The 15,202-nt window shown below is 74.6% G+C and carries 13 protein-coding genes; 9 read left to right on the forward strand and 4 right to left on the reverse strand.

Going from position 1 to position 15,202, the window contains the following annotated elements; all coding sequences use genetic code 11:
* Position 1: 1 nt before the first annotated feature.
* From ACFC8N_RS14650 to ACFC8N_RS14670, 5 genes are read left to right on the forward strand one after another with little or no spacing between them, the layout of a single operon-like run.
* Entirely contained in the window at positions 2-4,795 is a 4,794-nt protein-coding gene (locus ACFC8N_RS14650; protein ID WP_376288325.1) for a beta-ketoacyl synthase N-terminal-like domain-containing protein, read from the forward strand.
* A gap of 6 nt (positions 4,796-4,801) precedes the next feature.
* The gene (locus ACFC8N_RS14655; protein WP_376288326.1) at positions 4,802-5,140 is read left to right on the forward strand and encodes an acyl carrier protein; all 339 of its coding nucleotides are present in this window, start codon (positions 4,802-4,804) and stop codon (positions 5,138-5,140) included.
* Positions 5,141-5,149: 9 nt separating this feature from the next.
* Positions 5,150-5,944 carry an alpha/beta fold hydrolase gene (locus tag ACFC8N_RS14660; RefSeq protein ID WP_376288504.1) on the forward strand — a complete coding sequence of 265 codons (795 nt, stop codon included), beginning with the start codon at positions 5,150-5,152 and terminating at the stop codon, positions 5,942-5,944.
* Positions 5,941-7,149: a glycosyltransferase gene (locus ACFC8N_RS14665; RefSeq protein WP_376288327.1), complete on the forward strand. Its 1,209-nt coding sequence runs from the start codon at positions 5,941-5,943 to the stop codon at positions 7,147-7,149. Before ACFC8N_RS14660 ends, ACFC8N_RS14665 begins: the two co-directional genes overlap by 4 nt.
* Positions 7,146-8,243 carry a class I SAM-dependent methyltransferase gene (locus ACFC8N_RS14670; protein WP_376288328.1) on the forward strand — a complete coding sequence of 366 codons (1,098 nt, stop codon included), beginning with the start codon at positions 7,146-7,148 and terminating at the stop codon, positions 8,241-8,243. Before ACFC8N_RS14665 ends, ACFC8N_RS14670 begins: the two co-directional genes overlap by 4 nt.
* 18 nt (positions 8,244-8,261) lie before the next feature.
* On the opposite strand, the gene ACFC8N_RS14675 is transcribed toward ACFC8N_RS14670, so the two are convergent.
* Positions 8,262-9,320: a YbhN family protein gene (locus ACFC8N_RS14675; RefSeq protein WP_376288329.1), complete on the reverse strand. Its 1,059-nt coding sequence runs from the start codon at positions 9,318-9,320 to the stop codon at positions 8,262-8,264.
* Between the two features lie 272 nt (positions 9,321-9,592).
* Here ACFC8N_RS14675 and ACFC8N_RS14680 point away from each other — a divergent pair, with 272 nt between their 5' ends.
* Positions 9,593-10,240: a DedA family protein gene (locus ACFC8N_RS14680; protein WP_376288330.1), complete on the forward strand. Its 648-nt coding sequence runs from the start codon at positions 9,593-9,595 to the stop codon at positions 10,238-10,240.
* 91 nt (positions 10,241-10,331) lie between these two features.
* On the opposite strand, the gene ACFC8N_RS14685 is transcribed toward ACFC8N_RS14680, so the two are convergent.
* Positions 10,332-10,865, reverse strand: a complete 534-nt coding sequence (locus ACFC8N_RS14685; protein WP_356030045.1) for a gamma carbonic anhydrase family protein — start codon at positions 10,863-10,865, stop codon at positions 10,332-10,334.
* 108 nt (positions 10,866-10,973) lie between these two features.
* On the opposite strand from ACFC8N_RS14685, the gene ACFC8N_RS14690 reads away from it, so the two are divergent.
* Positions 10,974-11,738, forward strand: a complete 765-nt coding sequence (locus ACFC8N_RS14690) for an acyltransferase (protein ID WP_356030047.1) — start codon at positions 10,974-10,976, stop codon at positions 11,736-11,738.
* 198 nt (positions 11,739-11,936) lie between these two features.
* Here the strand turns inward: ACFC8N_RS14690 and ACFC8N_RS14695 are convergent, their stop codons facing one another.
* Complete coding sequence (locus tag ACFC8N_RS14695; RefSeq protein ID WP_356030048.1) at positions 11,937-12,794, reverse strand: EamA family transporter; 858 nt, start codon at positions 12,792-12,794, stop codon at positions 11,937-11,939.
* A 109-nt stretch (positions 12,795-12,903) separates the two neighbouring features.
* Here ACFC8N_RS14695 and ACFC8N_RS14700 point away from each other — a divergent pair, with 109 nt between their 5' ends.
* Both ACFC8N_RS14700 and ACFC8N_RS14705 read left to right on the forward strand, forming a co-directional pair.
* The gene (locus tag ACFC8N_RS14700; RefSeq protein ID WP_356030050.1) at positions 12,904-13,476 is read left to right on the forward strand and encodes an XRE family transcriptional regulator; all 573 of its coding nucleotides are present in this window, start codon (positions 12,904-12,906) and stop codon (positions 13,474-13,476) included.
* A gap of 34 nt (positions 13,477-13,510) precedes the next feature.
* Positions 13,511-14,068, forward strand: a complete 558-nt coding sequence (locus ACFC8N_RS14705) for a YbaK/EbsC family protein (RefSeq protein ID WP_376288331.1) — start codon at positions 13,511-13,513, stop codon at positions 14,066-14,068.
* A 23-nt stretch (positions 14,069-14,091) separates the two neighbouring features.
* Here ACFC8N_RS14705 and ACFC8N_RS14710 read toward each other — a convergent pair whose 3' ends face one another.
* Positions 14,092-15,147 (reverse strand): cation diffusion facilitator family transporter, encoded by a 1,056-nt coding sequence (locus tag ACFC8N_RS14710; RefSeq protein WP_376288332.1) that lies wholly within the window; start codon positions 15,145-15,147, stop codon positions 14,092-14,094.
* Positions 15,148-15,202 lie beyond the last annotated feature (55 nt).

Consider the following 15,202-nt stretch of genomic DNA (forward strand, 5'->3'; position numbering starts at 1 on the left):
CATGACGGAACGTCAACGTCACGCGCCCGTCGCCATCGTCGGAATGGCGGTACTCCTGCCCGGCGCCCCCGGACTGGACGCGTACTGGCGCAATCTGCGCGACGGCGTCGACGCGATCGGCGAGGTCCCCGCGGAGCGCTGGGACGCCGACTACTACCGGCCCGGAACGGCCGCCGGGCCCGCCGTCGCCGACCAGGTGTACTGCCGGCGCGGTGGATTCGTGGACGGCCTGGCCGAGGTCGAGGTCACGCGCTACGGCATCATGCCCGCCTCGGTGTCCGGCACCGAGCCCGACCAGCTGATCGCCCTCGACGTGGCCGCCGCCGCGCTCGCCGACGCGGGCGGCACGGACCGGCTCCCCGAACGGCACCGGATCGGGGTGGCGCTGGGCCGCGGCGGCTACCTCACCCCGGGCCTGGTCCGGCTCGACCAGCGGGTCCGGACGGCCGGCCAACTCGTGCGTACCCTGGGCGAGTTGCTGCCGGACCTCGACTCCGCCCAACTCGACCGGATCCGCGCGGCGTTCACCGAACGGCTCGGTCCCGACAGCCCCGAGTCGGCGATCGGCCTCGTCCCCAACCTCGCCGCCTCCCGCATCGCCAACCGGCTCGACCTGCGCGGCCCCGCCTACACGGTGGACGCCGCCTGCGCCTCCTCGCTGGTCGCCGTGGACCAGGCGGTCACCGAACTGGCCACCGGACGCTGCGACATGATGCTGGCCGGAGGAGTGCACCACTGCCACGACATCACCCTCTGGAGCGTCTTCTCCCAACTGCGCGCCCTGTCCCCGACCGAGCGCATCCGCCCCTTCCACCGCCACGCGGACGGCATCCTCATCGGGGAGGGGACCGGCGTCGTCGTACTGAAACGGCTCGCGGACGCCGAGCGCGCGGGCGACCGTGTGTACGCGGTGATCCGGGGCACGGGCGTGGCCAGCGACGGCCGTACGGCGGGCCTGGTCAACCCCGACCCGGGCGGACAGGCCCGCGCCGTACGGCAGGCCTGGCAGGCCGCCGGACTCGACCCCGCCGCACCGGACTCCCTCGGCCTGCTGGAGGCGCACGGCACCGCCACCCCCGCCGGGGACGCGGCCGAACTCACCACCCTGGCCGAGGTGTTCGGGGCACCGGTGCCCGGCCCCGACGGCCTGCGCCCGGTCCTCGGCTCGGTGAAGTCGATGATCGGTCACACCATGCCCGCCGCCGGAGTGGCGGGCCTGGTCAAGGCGGCCCTCGCGCTGCACCACCGCACGCTGCTGCCCACCCTCCACTGCGACGACCCGCATCCCGCCCTCGCCGCCACCCGATTCCGCACCCTGGAGGTCTCCCAGCCCTGGGAGACCGACGCCCGCGGAGCGGTGCGCCGGGCCGCTGTCAACGCCTTCGGGTTCGGCGGCATCAACGCCCACGTGGTCCTGGAGGAGCCCCCCGGCACCCCCTCACCCCCATTCCCGCACACCACCCCACCCCGAACCACAGACCGGATCCCCGCGGCAACCGCCGCAGAGGCCCCCGGCCACGCCCGCGAGACCGCCGCCGCTCGCGCCACCGAACCTGCCCGAGTCCCGGCTTCCGCCCAGCCCGCCGCCCCGACTCCGGCCACAACAGCCGTGCGAACGCCGGGACTTACCCCATCCGAAGCCGCCACCCACATCATCGGCTCCGCCACTCCTGCCACCACCGCCCGTGTCCCCGCGCCCGACCCCACCCCGGCCGCCGACCACGTCGCCGAGCCCGAGCCCGTGTTGCTCCTGGCCGCCGGCACCGTGGCGGAGCTCGGTGCGCTGCTCGATGCCGACGACTCCGTCGTGCTCGCCGCAGGGCTCGACCCCACGCGCTCGCACACCGGTGCAGGACCCGTGCGGCTCGGGATCGTGGGGCCGAACGCCAAGCGGCTCGGGCTGGCCCGTCGGGCGGTGGCCAAGGGTCGTGCCTGGCAGGGGCGCGGAGACGTGTGGTTCCGGCCGGGCCCGCTGCTCGGCGCGGGCGCGGGCGGAGGCGGGCTCGCCTTCGTCTTCCCCGGTCTGGAAGGGGACTTCACGCCGCGCACCGACGACATCGCGGCCCACTTCGGCCTGCCCCCGCTGCCCGCCACGGACGTCGATGTCGGCGACGTCGGACGGCACGGCTTCGGTGTCGTCGGCGTGGGCCGCCTGCTGGACTGGGCGCTGCGCCACATCGGCGTCGTACCGGACGCGGTAGCCGGACACAGCGTCGGCGAGTGGACGGCCATGGCGGCGGCCGGGCTCTACTCGGCCGCCGAGGTCGACGCGTTCATGGCCGGGTTCGACCCCGACTCGGTCACCGTCCCCGGCCTCGCCTTCGCCGCCCTCGGCACCTCCGCCGGGCAGGTCCGCGCCGCGCTCGCCGACCACTGGCCGGACTCCGGGATCGTGCTCTCCCACGACAACGCGCCCCGCCAGTCCATGGTCTGCGGACCCGGCGCGGCCGTCGACGCGTTCGTGAAGTCCCTGCGCGCCCAGGGCGTGATCTGCCAGGTGCTGCCGTTCCGCTCCGGCTTCCACACCCCGATGCTCGAACCGTACCTCGCCCCCATCAAGGAGGCCGCCGGCCGCTTCCGGCTCCATCCGCCGACCGTGCCGGTGTGGTCCGGGACGACCGCGGCACCCTTCCCGCAGGACCCGGCGGAGGTGCGCGCGCTGTTCGTCCGGCATCTGCTGGAACCCGTCCGCTTCCGCGAGCTGACCGAGGCCCTGTACGCCGCCGGGCACCGCGTCTTCGTCCAGACCGGACCCGGCCGGCTCACCTCCCTCATCGACGACACGCTCGGCGACCGCGACCACCTGGCCGTCGCCGCCAACGCCGCCCAGCACAGCGGTATGGCCCAACTCCGCCGGGTGGCAACGGCGTTGTGGGCGGCCGGCGCGTCCGTGGCGCCCGCGCTGCCACCCCGTGACACGCAAGCGGTGACCTCGCGGCGCCGCCCACCCGTCCGCCTGGACCTCTCCGGCGCCCTCGTCTCGCTGGCCGGACCGGAACTCGACGCGGTGCGCGCCGTACTGCGCCCCGCCGCCCACCCGGGCCCGGCCCGCTCCGGCCTCGACGAGCTGGACGGCCTGGCCAGCCGCATCCCGGCCGCCGCCGAACTGACCGCCCTGCTCCGGGACACCGCTGACACGGCGGCCGAGCTGATCGCCGCGGGCCGCCGCCGCCCGACCGCCGCCGCCGTACCCACCCTCGCCCGGCCGGCCGCGACGACCACCACGGTTCACGTCTCGCCCCGGACCATGCCCCACCTCCTGGACCACTGCTTTTTCCCGCAGCGCCCCGACTGGCCTGACTCGGAGGACCGTTGGCCGGTGGTGCCCGCCACCACGATCGTGCGGCACATGATGGACGCGGCGGAGGCCGCCGCCCCCGGACTGCGGGCGGTCGCCGTGCACGGGGCCCGCTTCGACCGCTGGCTCACCGCGACACCCCCGGTCGACGTCCAGGTCACCGTCACCCCGTCGGCCGACCGCCCGGACCGGGTCACCGTCGCCTTCGGCCCCACGGCCCGCGCCGTCGTCGAACTCGCCCCGCACCATCCCGCACCGCCCCCGCCGGGCCCGTTCCCGGAGGCCGTCGAGCGCCGCCCCGAGCACACCGCCGCCCAGCTGTACCGGGAGCGCTGGATGTTCCACGGCCCCGGCTTCCAGGGACTCACCGACCTCAGCGCGATCGGCGAACGGCACATCCTCGGAGTGATCACCACACCCGCCGCGCCCGGCGCCCTGCTGGACAACGTGGGCCAGCTCCTCGGCTACTGGATCATGGCCACTCGCACCGAGCGGACGGTCGTCTTCCCGGTGCAGATAGGGGAGCTTAGGTTCCACGGTCCGCATCCGGCCCCCGGCACCGAGGTCGGCTGCCGCCTGCGGATCACGACCCTGACGGACACCCTCCTGGAGGCGGACGCCGAGCTGACGGCCGACGGCCGGGTGTGGGCCGTGGTCACCGGCTGGCAGGACCGCCGCTTCGACAACGACCCCACGACCCGGCCCGTCGAACGCTTCCCCGAGCGCCACACCCTGTCCAAGGCCCGCCCCGGCGGCTGGGTGCTGGTGCACGAGCGCTGGCCCGACCTCGCCTCCCGCGAGCTGATCATGCGCAACTCGCTGGGCACGGCCGAACGTGCCGCGTACGCCGCCCGCCCGCCTCGCGGCCGCCGCCAGTGGCTGCTCGGCCGGATCGCGGTCAAGGACGCCGTACGGCAGTGGCTCTGGCAGCACGGCGAGGGGCCCGTCTTTCCGGCCGAACTCCTCGTTCGCAACGACGAGTTGGGGCGGCCGTACGTCACCGGGGTGCACGGCCGCACCCTTCCCCCGCTGGACGTCTCACTCGCGCACCGGGGCGAGGCGGGCGTGGCGATCGTACGGCCGCACAGCCCGGGGCCCGGCCCCGGCATCGACATCGAAGAGGTCACCGCACGCGACCCCGCGACCCTGGCCACCGCCCTCGCCCCGGCCGAACTGCGGCTGCTGGAAGGCCTGTCGGCGGACGGCCCCGACCCCCAGGACCTGTGGTTCACCCGCTTCTGGGCCGCCAAGGAGGCGGTCGCCAAGGCCGAGGGCGTCGGATTCGGCGGCCGGCCACGGGACTTCGCGGTGCTGGAGGTCGCCCCGGACGGCAGCCGACTGGTCGTCTCCGGCCGCCTGGAGCGCGCCTACACCGTGCACTGCGCGCCGGTGGGCAATCCACCGGCGCTGCCCGCACGGTCCTACGTGGTGGCCTGGACCACCGGCCCCGGCACCGACGACGCACCACCCCACGATGACGACGCAGCCGAGGAGTGACCCCCGATGAACCCCACCCAGCCGGCCCCGGCGCAGCCCACGACCGACATCGCGCCCACGGCCGACGCCGTCCTCGCCGACGTCCGCGACATGCTCCGCACGGTGCTCGCGGAGTACGGCGACGACGACGCCGAGATCGGGATGTCCACCACCTTCAACCGCGATCTGGAACTGGAGAGCATCGACCTGGTCACCCTGGCCGGCCTGCTGGAGGAGCAGTACGGACAGCGGGTCAACCTGGCCGAGTTCCTGGCCGGCATGGAGTTCGACGAGATCATCGAGCTGACCGTGGGCCGGCTGGTGGAGTACGTGGTGTGGAGCCTGAAGACCACGCAGGCGGGCTGAGCCGTGGCGATGGTCGACGCCGGCGGGATCCGGCTGCACGTCCAGCGCATGGGGCCGGCGGACGACCGGTCCCCGCGCGCCACGGTGGTCCTGGTGCACGGGCTGCTCACGGACAGCCTGGCCAGCTACTACTTCACCGTCGCCCCCGGCTTCGCGGCGGCCGGGCTCGACGTGGTCATGTACGACCTGCGCGGACACGGCCGCAGCGAGCGCCCGCCCGCGGGCTACACCCTCGACCACAACATCGACGACCTGGAGGCCCTCCTCGGCCGGCTGGCCGTCACCGGCCCCGTCCACCTCGTCGGCAACTCCTACGGCGGCACCATCGCCTTCGGCTACGCGGCCCGCCACCCCGAGCGCGCGCTCAGCCTGACACTGATCGAGTCCGAGCCGGCGACCTCCGCCTGGGCGACGAAACTCGGCGCCATCCTGGACCGGGTCGTCACCCACCTCGCGCACGACGAGCCCGACGCCATCGCCTGGATCGCCGCCAACCGGGGCCACAACACCGCCCGCCTGGCCAAGGGCGCGGCCCGGCTCGCCCGCGAGACCACCCTCGGCCGGGACATCCCGGCCAGCCGGGTGCTCACGGAGGACGCGATCAGGGCCGTACACTGCCCGGTCCTCGGGGTGTACGGCGGAGAGTCGGACCTCGTCGACCTCGTGCCGCTGAAGCGGGCGCTGCTGACCGACTTCCGCGCGGTCGTGCTGCCCGGGCACGAGCACTCGGTGCTGGTCGAGGCGCCGGCGGTGGTCGGCGGGCACATCCTGGACCTGATCCACGCGGGAGCGGGGGTCCGGTGAGCGCCTTCCTCTTCGTCGTACCGCCGCTGACCGGTCACATCAACCCGGCCGTCGGCGTCGCCGCCCGACTGGCCGCACGCGGGCACCGGGTCGCCTGGGCGTGCGCCGACCCCGAGCTGGTGCGGCGGCTCGCGGGCCCGGACGCCGAGGTGTACGGGTGCACGGGGCCGGTGCCGGGGGCCGACGGGGCCGTACGACCGCCGGAGCTGCGGGGCGCGGAGGCGCTGAAGTTCCTCTGGGAGCGGTATCTGCTCCCGCTCGCCGACGCCATGGCCCCGGGTGTCCGGGCGGCGGTCCGGCAGTTCCGCCCCGATGTCGTCGTGGCCGACCAGCAGGCCTTCGCCGGCGCCCTGGTCGCCGAGCGGTGCGGGCTGCCGTGGGCCACCTCCGCCACCACGTCGGCCGAGTTCAGCGGCGCGTACGACGGCCTGCCCAAGGTCGCCGAGTGGCTGCACCGGAGCCTGGCCGAGTTGCGGACCCGGATCGGCGAAGGGGCCGGCACCGCCGACCCGCGCTTCTCGCCCCACCTCCTGCTGATCTTCAGCACCCCCGAACTCATCGGCCCCCAGGCGCCGTTGGCCCCGCACATCCGGTACGTCGGCCCCTCGATCAGCGGGCGCCCGGCCGGGCCCGGCTTCCCCTGGGAGAGGCTCACCCCGGACCGGTCGAAGGTCCTGGTGACCCTCGGCACGGCGAACGCCGGCGCGGGCGACCGGTTCCTCGCCGAGTGCCTGACCGCGCTGCGCGAACGCGCCGACCGGGTGCAGGCGGTGATCGCCGACCCCGGCGGTGTCCTGCCCGTGCCGCCCGGCGACAAGGACGTCCTGGCCCTCTCGTCCGTACCCCAACTCCCTTTGCTGGAAAGGATGGACGCCGTCGTCTGCCACGCGGGCCACAACACCGTCTGCGAGGCGCTGTGGCACGGCGTCCCGCTCGTCGTCGCCCCCATCCGCGACGACCAGCCCGTGATCGCCGGACAGGTCGTGGACGCGGGGGCCGGCGTCCGGGTCCGCTTCGGCCGGGTCCGCGCGGACCGGCTGGGCGCGGCCCTCGACACCGTCCTCACCGACCCGGCCCACCGGGCCGCCGCGACCCGCATCAGCACCGCGTTCCGCGCGGCGGGCGGCGCCCGGGCCGCCGTGGCCCATCTCGAACACCTCGCAGACCACGCATCCCGCGCAGACGTCGAAGCGGAGAGCCGATGACCGACGACAAGAGCGAGAAGAGCGACAAGGGCGAGAAGGGCGAGAAGCGGGCGCGCATCGCCGCCCTGCGCCCCGCCTACCAGCGGGACCTGGCCGCCGGCCCGGACCGCTTCTTCACGGCCCTGCGCGCCGACTGCCCCTGGTGCGGCTCGGCCCGGCTCGCCCCCCGCCTGCGCACCACCGACCTGCTCCAGCACAAGCCCGGCCGTTTCACCCTCGACCGCTGCGCCGACTGCGGCCACGTCTTCCAGAACCCCCGACTGACCGAGGAGGGACTGGAGTTCTACTACCGGGACTTCTACGACGGCCTCGGCGAGCAGCGCATGAGCGGCACCTTCGGCGGCCGCACCGCCATGTACCGCAGCCGTGCCGAGGCCATGCTGCCGTACGACCCGGCCCCGAAGACCTGGCTGGACGTCGGCACCGGCCACGGCCACTTCTGCGCCGCCGCCCGCACCGTCCTGCCCGGCACCTCCTTCGACGGCCTCGACTTCACCGACGGCGTCGAACTCGCCGCCCGCGAGGGCCGTGTGGACCACGCCTACCGCGGCGCCTTCCCGGCCCTCGCCCCCGAACTCGCCGACCGCTACGACGTCGTGAGCATGTTCCACTACCTGGAGCACAGCACCGACCCCGACCGCGAGCTGCGCGCCGCCCACGAGACCGTACGCCCCGGCGGCCACCTCCTCATCGAGGTGCCGGACCCCGAGAGCCGCTACGCCCGGCTGCTCGGCCGCTGGTGGCTGCCCTGGCTCCAGCCGCAGCACCTGCACTTCATGCCCGTCGCCAACCTCCGGCGGCGGCTGACCGAGCTGGGCTTCACGGTGGTCGCGGAGCAGCACGCCGAACCGCACGATCCGGTCGACCTGCTCGCCGCCGTCTGGCTGGCCCTCGACCACGCGGCGCCCCGCGAGGACGCGCCCTGGCTGCCCGAGCCCCCCGGCGGTCCGCGCCGCGCCGCGCGCACCGCCCTTCTCCTCGCGGGCGTGCCCGCGCTCGTCACCGCCACGCTCCTCGACCGCTTCGCGGTACGCCCCCTCTCCCACCGCCTCGGCGTCTCGAACGCCTACCGTCTGGTGGCCCGCCGTGACTGACCGGTACGCGACGCGCGCTCACAGGATCCTGGCGCGGATCAACGCCGAGAACGTCAGGGCGCCCGGCACCAGCGGCACCCAGTCGGTCAGCACCCGGTAGCCGATGACGGTCGCGGTGGCCACGGCCGGTGCGGCGCCGAAGGCGATCAGCGTCCAGGCCAGCGCCGCGTCGACCGCGAACCCGCCGGGCGCCGGGACCGCCCCGACGGCCGTACCGGCCGCGAGGTAGGCGAGCACCACCTGCTGCCACGGCATGTGCAGCCCGAGCGAGGCCCCGACACAGACGAGGGTGGCCCCCTGCAGCAGCGGCATCGCGACCGCCCCGCCCCACAGGGCGGCCACCCGGCAGGGCCGCGTGTGCACCTCCCGCGCATCGGCGAGGGCGGAGCGCAGCAGCCCGGTCACGGGCCGCCGCAACGGCCGTACGACGGTCAGCAGCACCCCGGCGACCGCGAGGACCCCGCCCGCGACCGCGGCGAGCGGCACCAGCAGCCGCCCGTCCGGGACCAGCTCGCCAAGGCGCCGCCAGGCCGGCGACACCGCGAGCAGGACGACCAGCACGACCGTCTTGGCGGCGGACTTCGCCAGCGAGTACAGCCCGACCGACGCGGTCGCCCGCTCCAGCGGCACACCGCGCGCCCGCAGGAAGCGCACGGTGACGGCATGGGCACCGAGCCCGGCGGGCAGCGCGTGGTTGGCGGCACCGGCGGCGAACTGCGAGGCCAGCAACTGCCCCGCCGGGACCCGGTCGGGCAGCGCGCCCTGCCGGACACACGTGGCGGCCACCCAGTTCAGGCAGGTGAAACCGCCGCCGGCCAGCAGCCACCAGGGATCGGCGGCGACGAGCCGCCGGACCCCCTCGTACACCACGGGCCGGTTGGCCACCGCCCAGCCGCCCGCCAGCAGCAGCGGCGCGAGGCACAGGACGAGCCGTGCGGAGCGGCCCGCCAGGAAGGACGACGGCCGGGGCGCGGGCGTCGCCTCCGGGAGGTGACCGGGGAGTTCTCCGGCGAGCGGGACGGGCGGAGCGGAGGGCGGGGGCGGGAGGGAGAGCGGGGACGGGGACGGTGAGGGCACGGGGACGTCGTCCTTCCGCGGCGGGTCCCGGACGGGGACCTGGGGGAGGCGGGTCGGGCGATACCGCGGGAGTTTTCCCCGCCCGTGTGACACCGGGGTGTCCGTGAGCCCAAGGGCCGAGGGCGGGAGGGTGCCGCCGGGGAGCCGCCGGGAACGGCCGGGGAGGCCCGTGCTTAACCGCCGCTCACCGCCGACCAGGTAGCCTTCCCTTGGAACGCTCTTTACATGCGGTGTCCGGCAGCCACAGGTCGGCGACAGGGGAGGAACCCGCGGTGCACGTGCAGGAATGGCTCGACTCGGTGCCCGCGGTCGCCGTCTACGCCATGGTCGCGCTGGTGATCGGCGTCGAGAGCCTCGGCATCCCGCTGCCGGGCGAGATCGTCCTGGTCTCGGCGGCGCTGCTGTCCTCCCAGCACTCCGGCATCAACCCCGTCGTCCTCGGCGCGTGCGCGACCGCCGGCGCGGTGGTCGGCGACTCCATCGGCTACGCGATCGGCCGCAAGGGCGGCCGCCCGCTGCTGGCCTGGCTGGGCGGCAAGTTCCCGAGACACTTCAGCGAGGGCCATGTGGCCACCGCCGAGCGGTCCTTCGAGAAGTGGGGCATGTGGGCCGTGTTCGTCGGCCGCTTCATCGCCCTGCTGCGCATCTTCGCCGGCCCCCTCGCGGGCGTCCTGCAGATGCCGTACTGGAAGTTCCTGATCGCCAACGTCCTCGGCGGCATCTGCTGGGCGGGCGGCACGACGGCCGTCATCTACTACGTGGGCGTGGTCGCCGAGGGCTGGCTGAAGAAGTTCTCCTACGTGGGCCTCGCGGCGGCGGTCCTCGTCGGCCTGGCCTCGATGCTGCTGGTCAAGCGCAAGGCGAAGAAGGCCCAGCAGGAGCACGGCCGGGAGGCGGAGCCGGTCGGCGCCGGCGAGTGAACCGCTGAGTGGGCCGGTGAGCGAAGACGCCCCGCAGGCGCGCGGGGCGGTATCGACATGCGGCTCCGCCGGACGGGCGTGATCGGCCCGGCTATGCCTGGCTGTGCACGTCCCTGTGCGCCTTCGCCAGCTCCGCGTACATCGTGCCGTTGAGGGTCACGCCCTGCCGCTCCTCCTCGGAGAGCGGCCGCCGCACCTTCGCAGGCACCCCCGCCACCAGTGAGCCGGCCGGCACCACCATCCCCTGCGGGACCAGAGCCTGCGCGGCGACCAGCGAGCCCGCCCCGATCACCGCGCCGTTGAGCACGGTCGCCCCCATCCCGACGAGACAGTCGTCCTCGACGGTCGCCCCGTGCACCACCGCGTTGTGCCCGATGGAGACCCGCTCACCCACGCTGACGGGAAACCCGGGATCGGCGTGCAGCGTCACGTTGTCCTGCACGTTCGCGCTCGCCCCCACGGTGATCTTCTCTACGTCACCGCGCACGACCGCCCCGTACCAGACACTGGCCCCGGCATGCAGCGTGACGTCCCCGATCACGGAGGCGGTGGGGGCCACGAACGCCTCGGGATCGACCTGGGGCTCCCTGCCGCCGATGCCCACGATCAGCGCCTGCTGTGTCATGACGGTTCTCCTCGTGTCGTCGTCCACCGCACCGTACGACACGGGCTGGGGCAAAGATCACAGCGGTCGGCCCTCTCGCCGAAAGCGTCCGCTTAGTAACGTAACCCCGTGCCCCAGCGGAAGAACACGTTCTCATTCCGGCGACGCCGTGCAGCGCAACGTGTCGTCCACCAGGCCTGGGCCTGGATACAGCGCGCCGGCTCCGTCTCGGCCGAGCACCCGGCGGGGTACCGGTTCGGCGCGATCGGCGAAGCCACCCGCCTCGCCTTCCCGCTCGGCACCGTCTTCGGTGAACCCTGGATCCACCTCGGCTCCCACTGCATCATCGCCGAGCAGGTCACGCTGACCGCCGGCCTGATGCCGGACCTGGACCTCGGCCCGGACCCGATCCTGCGCATCGGCGACGGAGTCGTCCTCGGCCGCGGCAGCCACGTCATCGCGGACACGACGGTCACCATCGGCCGCGACTGCTACTTCGGCCCGTACGTCTACGTCACCTCCACCAACCACTCCTACGACGACCCGCACGAGCCCATCGGCAGGCAGTGGCCGCGGATGGAGCCGGTGGAGATCGGCCCGGGCTGCTGGATCGGCACCGGTGCGGTGATCCTGCCGGGGGCGCGGATCGGCCGGAACGTCGTCGTCGCGGCCGGTGCCGTGGTGCGTGGCGCGGTGCCCGACCACGCCGTGGTGGCCGGAGCACCGGCCCGCGTCGTCCGGCGCTGGACCCCCGCCGACGGCTGGCAACCCCCACTGCGCACCCCGGCCCCGGTCCCGATCCCGGCCGACACGACACCGGAGCAGCTCCGGGCACTGGCAGAACTGGACGAGGCCACGGTGACCCGCCTCGCCGAACTCGAAGCAGAGAGCTGAGCCGGGGCCGGGGTCGAAGGCTGGGCCGGGGCGCGGCCGAGTCGGGGGCCGAGCCGAAGCCCGGGCCGTGTCGGGGCCGAGGCTGGTTCCGGGGCGGCGTCGCGGCGGGGGGGGCGTTTCCGGGTGGGGGCCGAGGCGGGGGTGAAGGGTGTTTCCAGGGTGGGAGTGAGAGCGGCCTGGAAGCGGGGGCGGGTTGTTTCAGCCGGTCGCCAGCAGCAGTGTGCCGAGCAGGGCGAGCGCCGCGCCCGCTGCCTGGATCGCGCGCAGCCGCTCGCTGAGGAAGCCGCGGGCGGCCAGCGCGGTCACCACCGGGTACAGCGAGGCCAGCACCGCCGCGACGGTGACCGGGCCGAGCCGGGCGGCGATCGCGTAGGTGCCGTTGGCGGCCACGTCCGCGAGCCCGACGAAGGCCAGCGCGGGCAGCGAGGCCCACGGGAAGCCGCCGTCCGGCAGGCCGCGGCCGCCCCGGCGGACGGAGACGGCGAGCGCGGTCGCGCCGACCGCGACATTGGTCAGCCGCTGCACGAAGAGGGCGAGGAAGAGCCCGGTCACATCGGTCGAGGCCTCGCTGATCAGGGCGAACACCGTGCCGAAGCCGAGCGCCGCGACCAGGGTGAGCAGGACCGTCCGCCGCTGTACCGGCGCGCCGCGCAGCTGGGGCCCGCCCGCGAGGACGACGCCGGTGACGGCGACCGCGATGCCCGCGACCTGGAGCAGCCCCGGGCGCTCGCCGAGGACCAGGCCGACACCGACCGGGACGGCCACGCTGAGGGTGGCGAGCGGCGAGACGACTCCCATGGGGCCGAGCGCCAGGGCCTTGTAGAAGGAGAGCAGGGCGACCGGGCCGACCAGCCCCGCCGCGAACGCGAACCACAGCCGGGGCCCGGCCTCCCCCCAGCCACCGGTCGCGACGACGATCGCGCCCAGGACGGCCGCCGCGATGGACTGGGAGACCACGACGACCGTCAGCGCGGGCGTACGCCGGGTCAGCAGTCCGCCGCCGAAGTCGGCCAGGCCCCACAGGAGACTGGTGGTGAGGGCGAAGAATGCTGTCACGGACGGCCTCGCAGTACAGTTTGCTGAATGATCGGGTGCACCCCACCGTAGTTCAGCACAATGAACTACTTCATCCCATATAGTGAACTCTCCTCTCGATGGACGTGATGTGTCGGACCTCGACCTGCTGACCCAGTCCCTGGCGCGCAACGTCAAGCACTGGCGCACGGTGCGCGGCTTCACCCTGGACGTGCTCGCGGCCCGTGCGGGAGTCAGCCGCGGCATGCTCATCCAGATCGAGCAGGCCCGGACGAACCCCAGCCTCGGCACCGTCGTCAAGATCGGCGACGCGCTCGGCGTCAGCATCACCACCCTGCTCGACTACGAACAGGGCCCCAAGGTCCGTATCGTCGCCCCCGACCAGGCCGTACGCCTGTGGCACACCGACGCCGGCAGCTACAACCGCCTGCTGGCGGGCACGGAGGCGCCCGGCCCGGTCGAGATGTGGGACTGGCGGCTGATGCCGGGCGAGTCCAGCCCCTCCGAGCCGCATCCGGTGGGCACCGTGGAACTCGTCCACGTCACCGCCGGCGAACTGACCCTCACCGTCGACGGCGTGGCCCACCTGGTGGCGGCCGGCGCGAGCGCCACGTTCGAGGCGAGCACCCGGCACACGTACGGCAACGAGGGCGACGTACCGATGGAGATGGTCATGGCCGTCTCCGTGCCGCCCGTGCGCTGAACGACCCCGCGGCGCGGGCTGTTAGCGTGCGGCCATGCGCGCACCCATCGGAGACTTCGATACCGCCACCCCGGCCCCGGACTGCCTGGACGACCTGATCGCACCCGTCGCCGACGCCGTACGGCACTGGCAGGGCGCCGTCCCCGCCGACCGGATCCTCTACGTCGAGACCGACCCGCGCTGGGCCGACACCGCCGTCTTCGTGGAGCACTACGGCCGCGGCCTGCTGGAGCAGTCGGCGAACTGCGTGGTGGTCGCGGGCCGGCGCGGCGGCGAGACCTCCCTCGCCGCGTGCCTCGTGCTGTCCACCACCCGGGTCGACGTCAACGGCGTCGTGCGCCGCCAACTCGGCGCCCGCAAGGCCTCGTTCGCGTCGATGGACACGGCGACCGGCGAGACCGGCATGGAATACGGCGGCATCACCCCGGTCGGCCTGCCCGCCGGCTGGCCGGTGCTCGTGGACTCGGCGGTCGCCGACCTGCCGTACGTCCTCGTCGGCAGCGGACGCCGGCGCGGCAAGCTGCTGGTCCCCGGCAAGGCCCTCGCCGAACTGCCCGGCGCCGTGGTGCTGGAGGGACTCGGGACCGCCTGAGGCCGGGCTGCCGGAGGCCCGCGTCAGGCGGTCAGATGGTGGGCCAGTGCCAGGTGCGGGTCGCGCTCGCCCGGCACCGGTGCCGGATCGGCGTGCACGAGGGCGGCCGTCAGCCTCGGTACGGCGTGCAGCAGGGCGTGTTCGGCCTCGACGGCGATCGCGTGCGCCTGCCGCACCGTCGCCTCACCGTCCACGACCACCGTGAGCTCGGCGCGCAGCCGGTGCCCGATCCAGCGCAGCCGCAGCTCGCCCACCTCGCGCACGCCCGGCACCGCACGCACCGCCCGCTCGGCCCGGTCCACCAGCGCCGGGTCGACGGCGTCCATGATCCGCCGGAACACCTCCCGCGCCGCGTCCCGCAGCACCAGCGCGATCGCGGCCGTGATCGCCAACCCCACGACCGGGTCGGCCAGTTGCCGGCCGAGCGCGGAGCCGCCCGCGCCGGCCAGCACGGCCAGCGAGGTGAACCCGTCGGTGCGCGCGTGCAGCCCGTCGGCGACGAGCGCCGCAGAACCGATCGCGCGGCCCACCCGGATCCGGTGACGGGCCGCCCATTCGTTGCCGGCGAAGCCGACCAGGGCGGCCCCCGCGACGGCCGGGAGATGACTGACCGGGCGCGGTTCGAGCAGCCGGCCGACGGCCGCCCACGCGGCGAAGGCCGCCGACGCGGCGATCGTCAGCACGATCACCAGCCCCGCCAGATCCTCGGCCCGGCCGTAGCCGTAGGTGAACCGGCGCGTCGCCGCCCGCCGCCCCAGGACGAAGGCGATGCCGAGCGGGACGGCGGTCAGCGCGTCGGCGGCGTTGTGCACGGTGTCCCCGAGCAGCGCCACCGAACCGGACACGGCCACCACGACCGCCTGTGTCAGCGCCGTCGCCCCGAGCGCGGCCGACGACACCCACAGCGCCCGCATCCCGCGCGCCGAGGACTCCAGGGCGGAGTCCAGCTTGTCGGCGCTCTCGTGGGAGTGCGGGGTGAGCAGATGCGCGAGGCGGTGCCGGAGACCGGCGGCGCGGTGGCTGTGCCCCTGTCCGTGTGCGTGCCCGTGCGCGTGCTGGTGAGGGTGCCGGTCGCTCACGTGGCTCCCCTTCCGGTGTGCGGGAGTGGACGTGCGGCGTCCATGGGACCAATAT

It is taken from the genome of Streptomyces sp. NPDC055966 (assembly GCF_042269865.1).
GTDB lineage: Bacteria > Actinomycetota > Actinomycetes > Streptomycetales > Streptomycetaceae > Streptomyces.

Coding starts and splice junctions, on each gene's coding strand:
- ACFC8N_RS14670 (WP_376288328.1), top strand. CDS start 7,146: ATGACCGACGACAAGAGCGAGAAGAGCGACAAGGGCGAGAAGGGCGAG.
- ACFC8N_RS14660 (WP_376288504.1), top strand. CDS start 5,150: ATGGTCGACGCCGGCGGGATCCGGCTGCACGTCCAGCGCATGGGGCCG.
- ACFC8N_RS14655 (WP_376288326.1), top strand. CDS start 4,802: ATGAACCCCACCCAGCCGGCCCCGGCGCAGCCCACGACCGACATCGCG.
- ACFC8N_RS14650 (WP_376288325.1), top strand. CDS start 2: ATGACGGAACGTCAACGTCACGCGCCCGTCGCCATCGTCGGAATGGCG.
- ACFC8N_RS14705 (WP_376288331.1), top strand. CDS start 13,511: ATGCGCGCACCCATCGGAGACTTCGATACCGCCACCCCGGCCCCGGAC.
- ACFC8N_RS14685 (WP_356030045.1), bottom strand. CDS start 10,865: ATGACACAGCAGGCGCTGATCGTGGGCATCGGCGGCAGGGAGCCCCAG.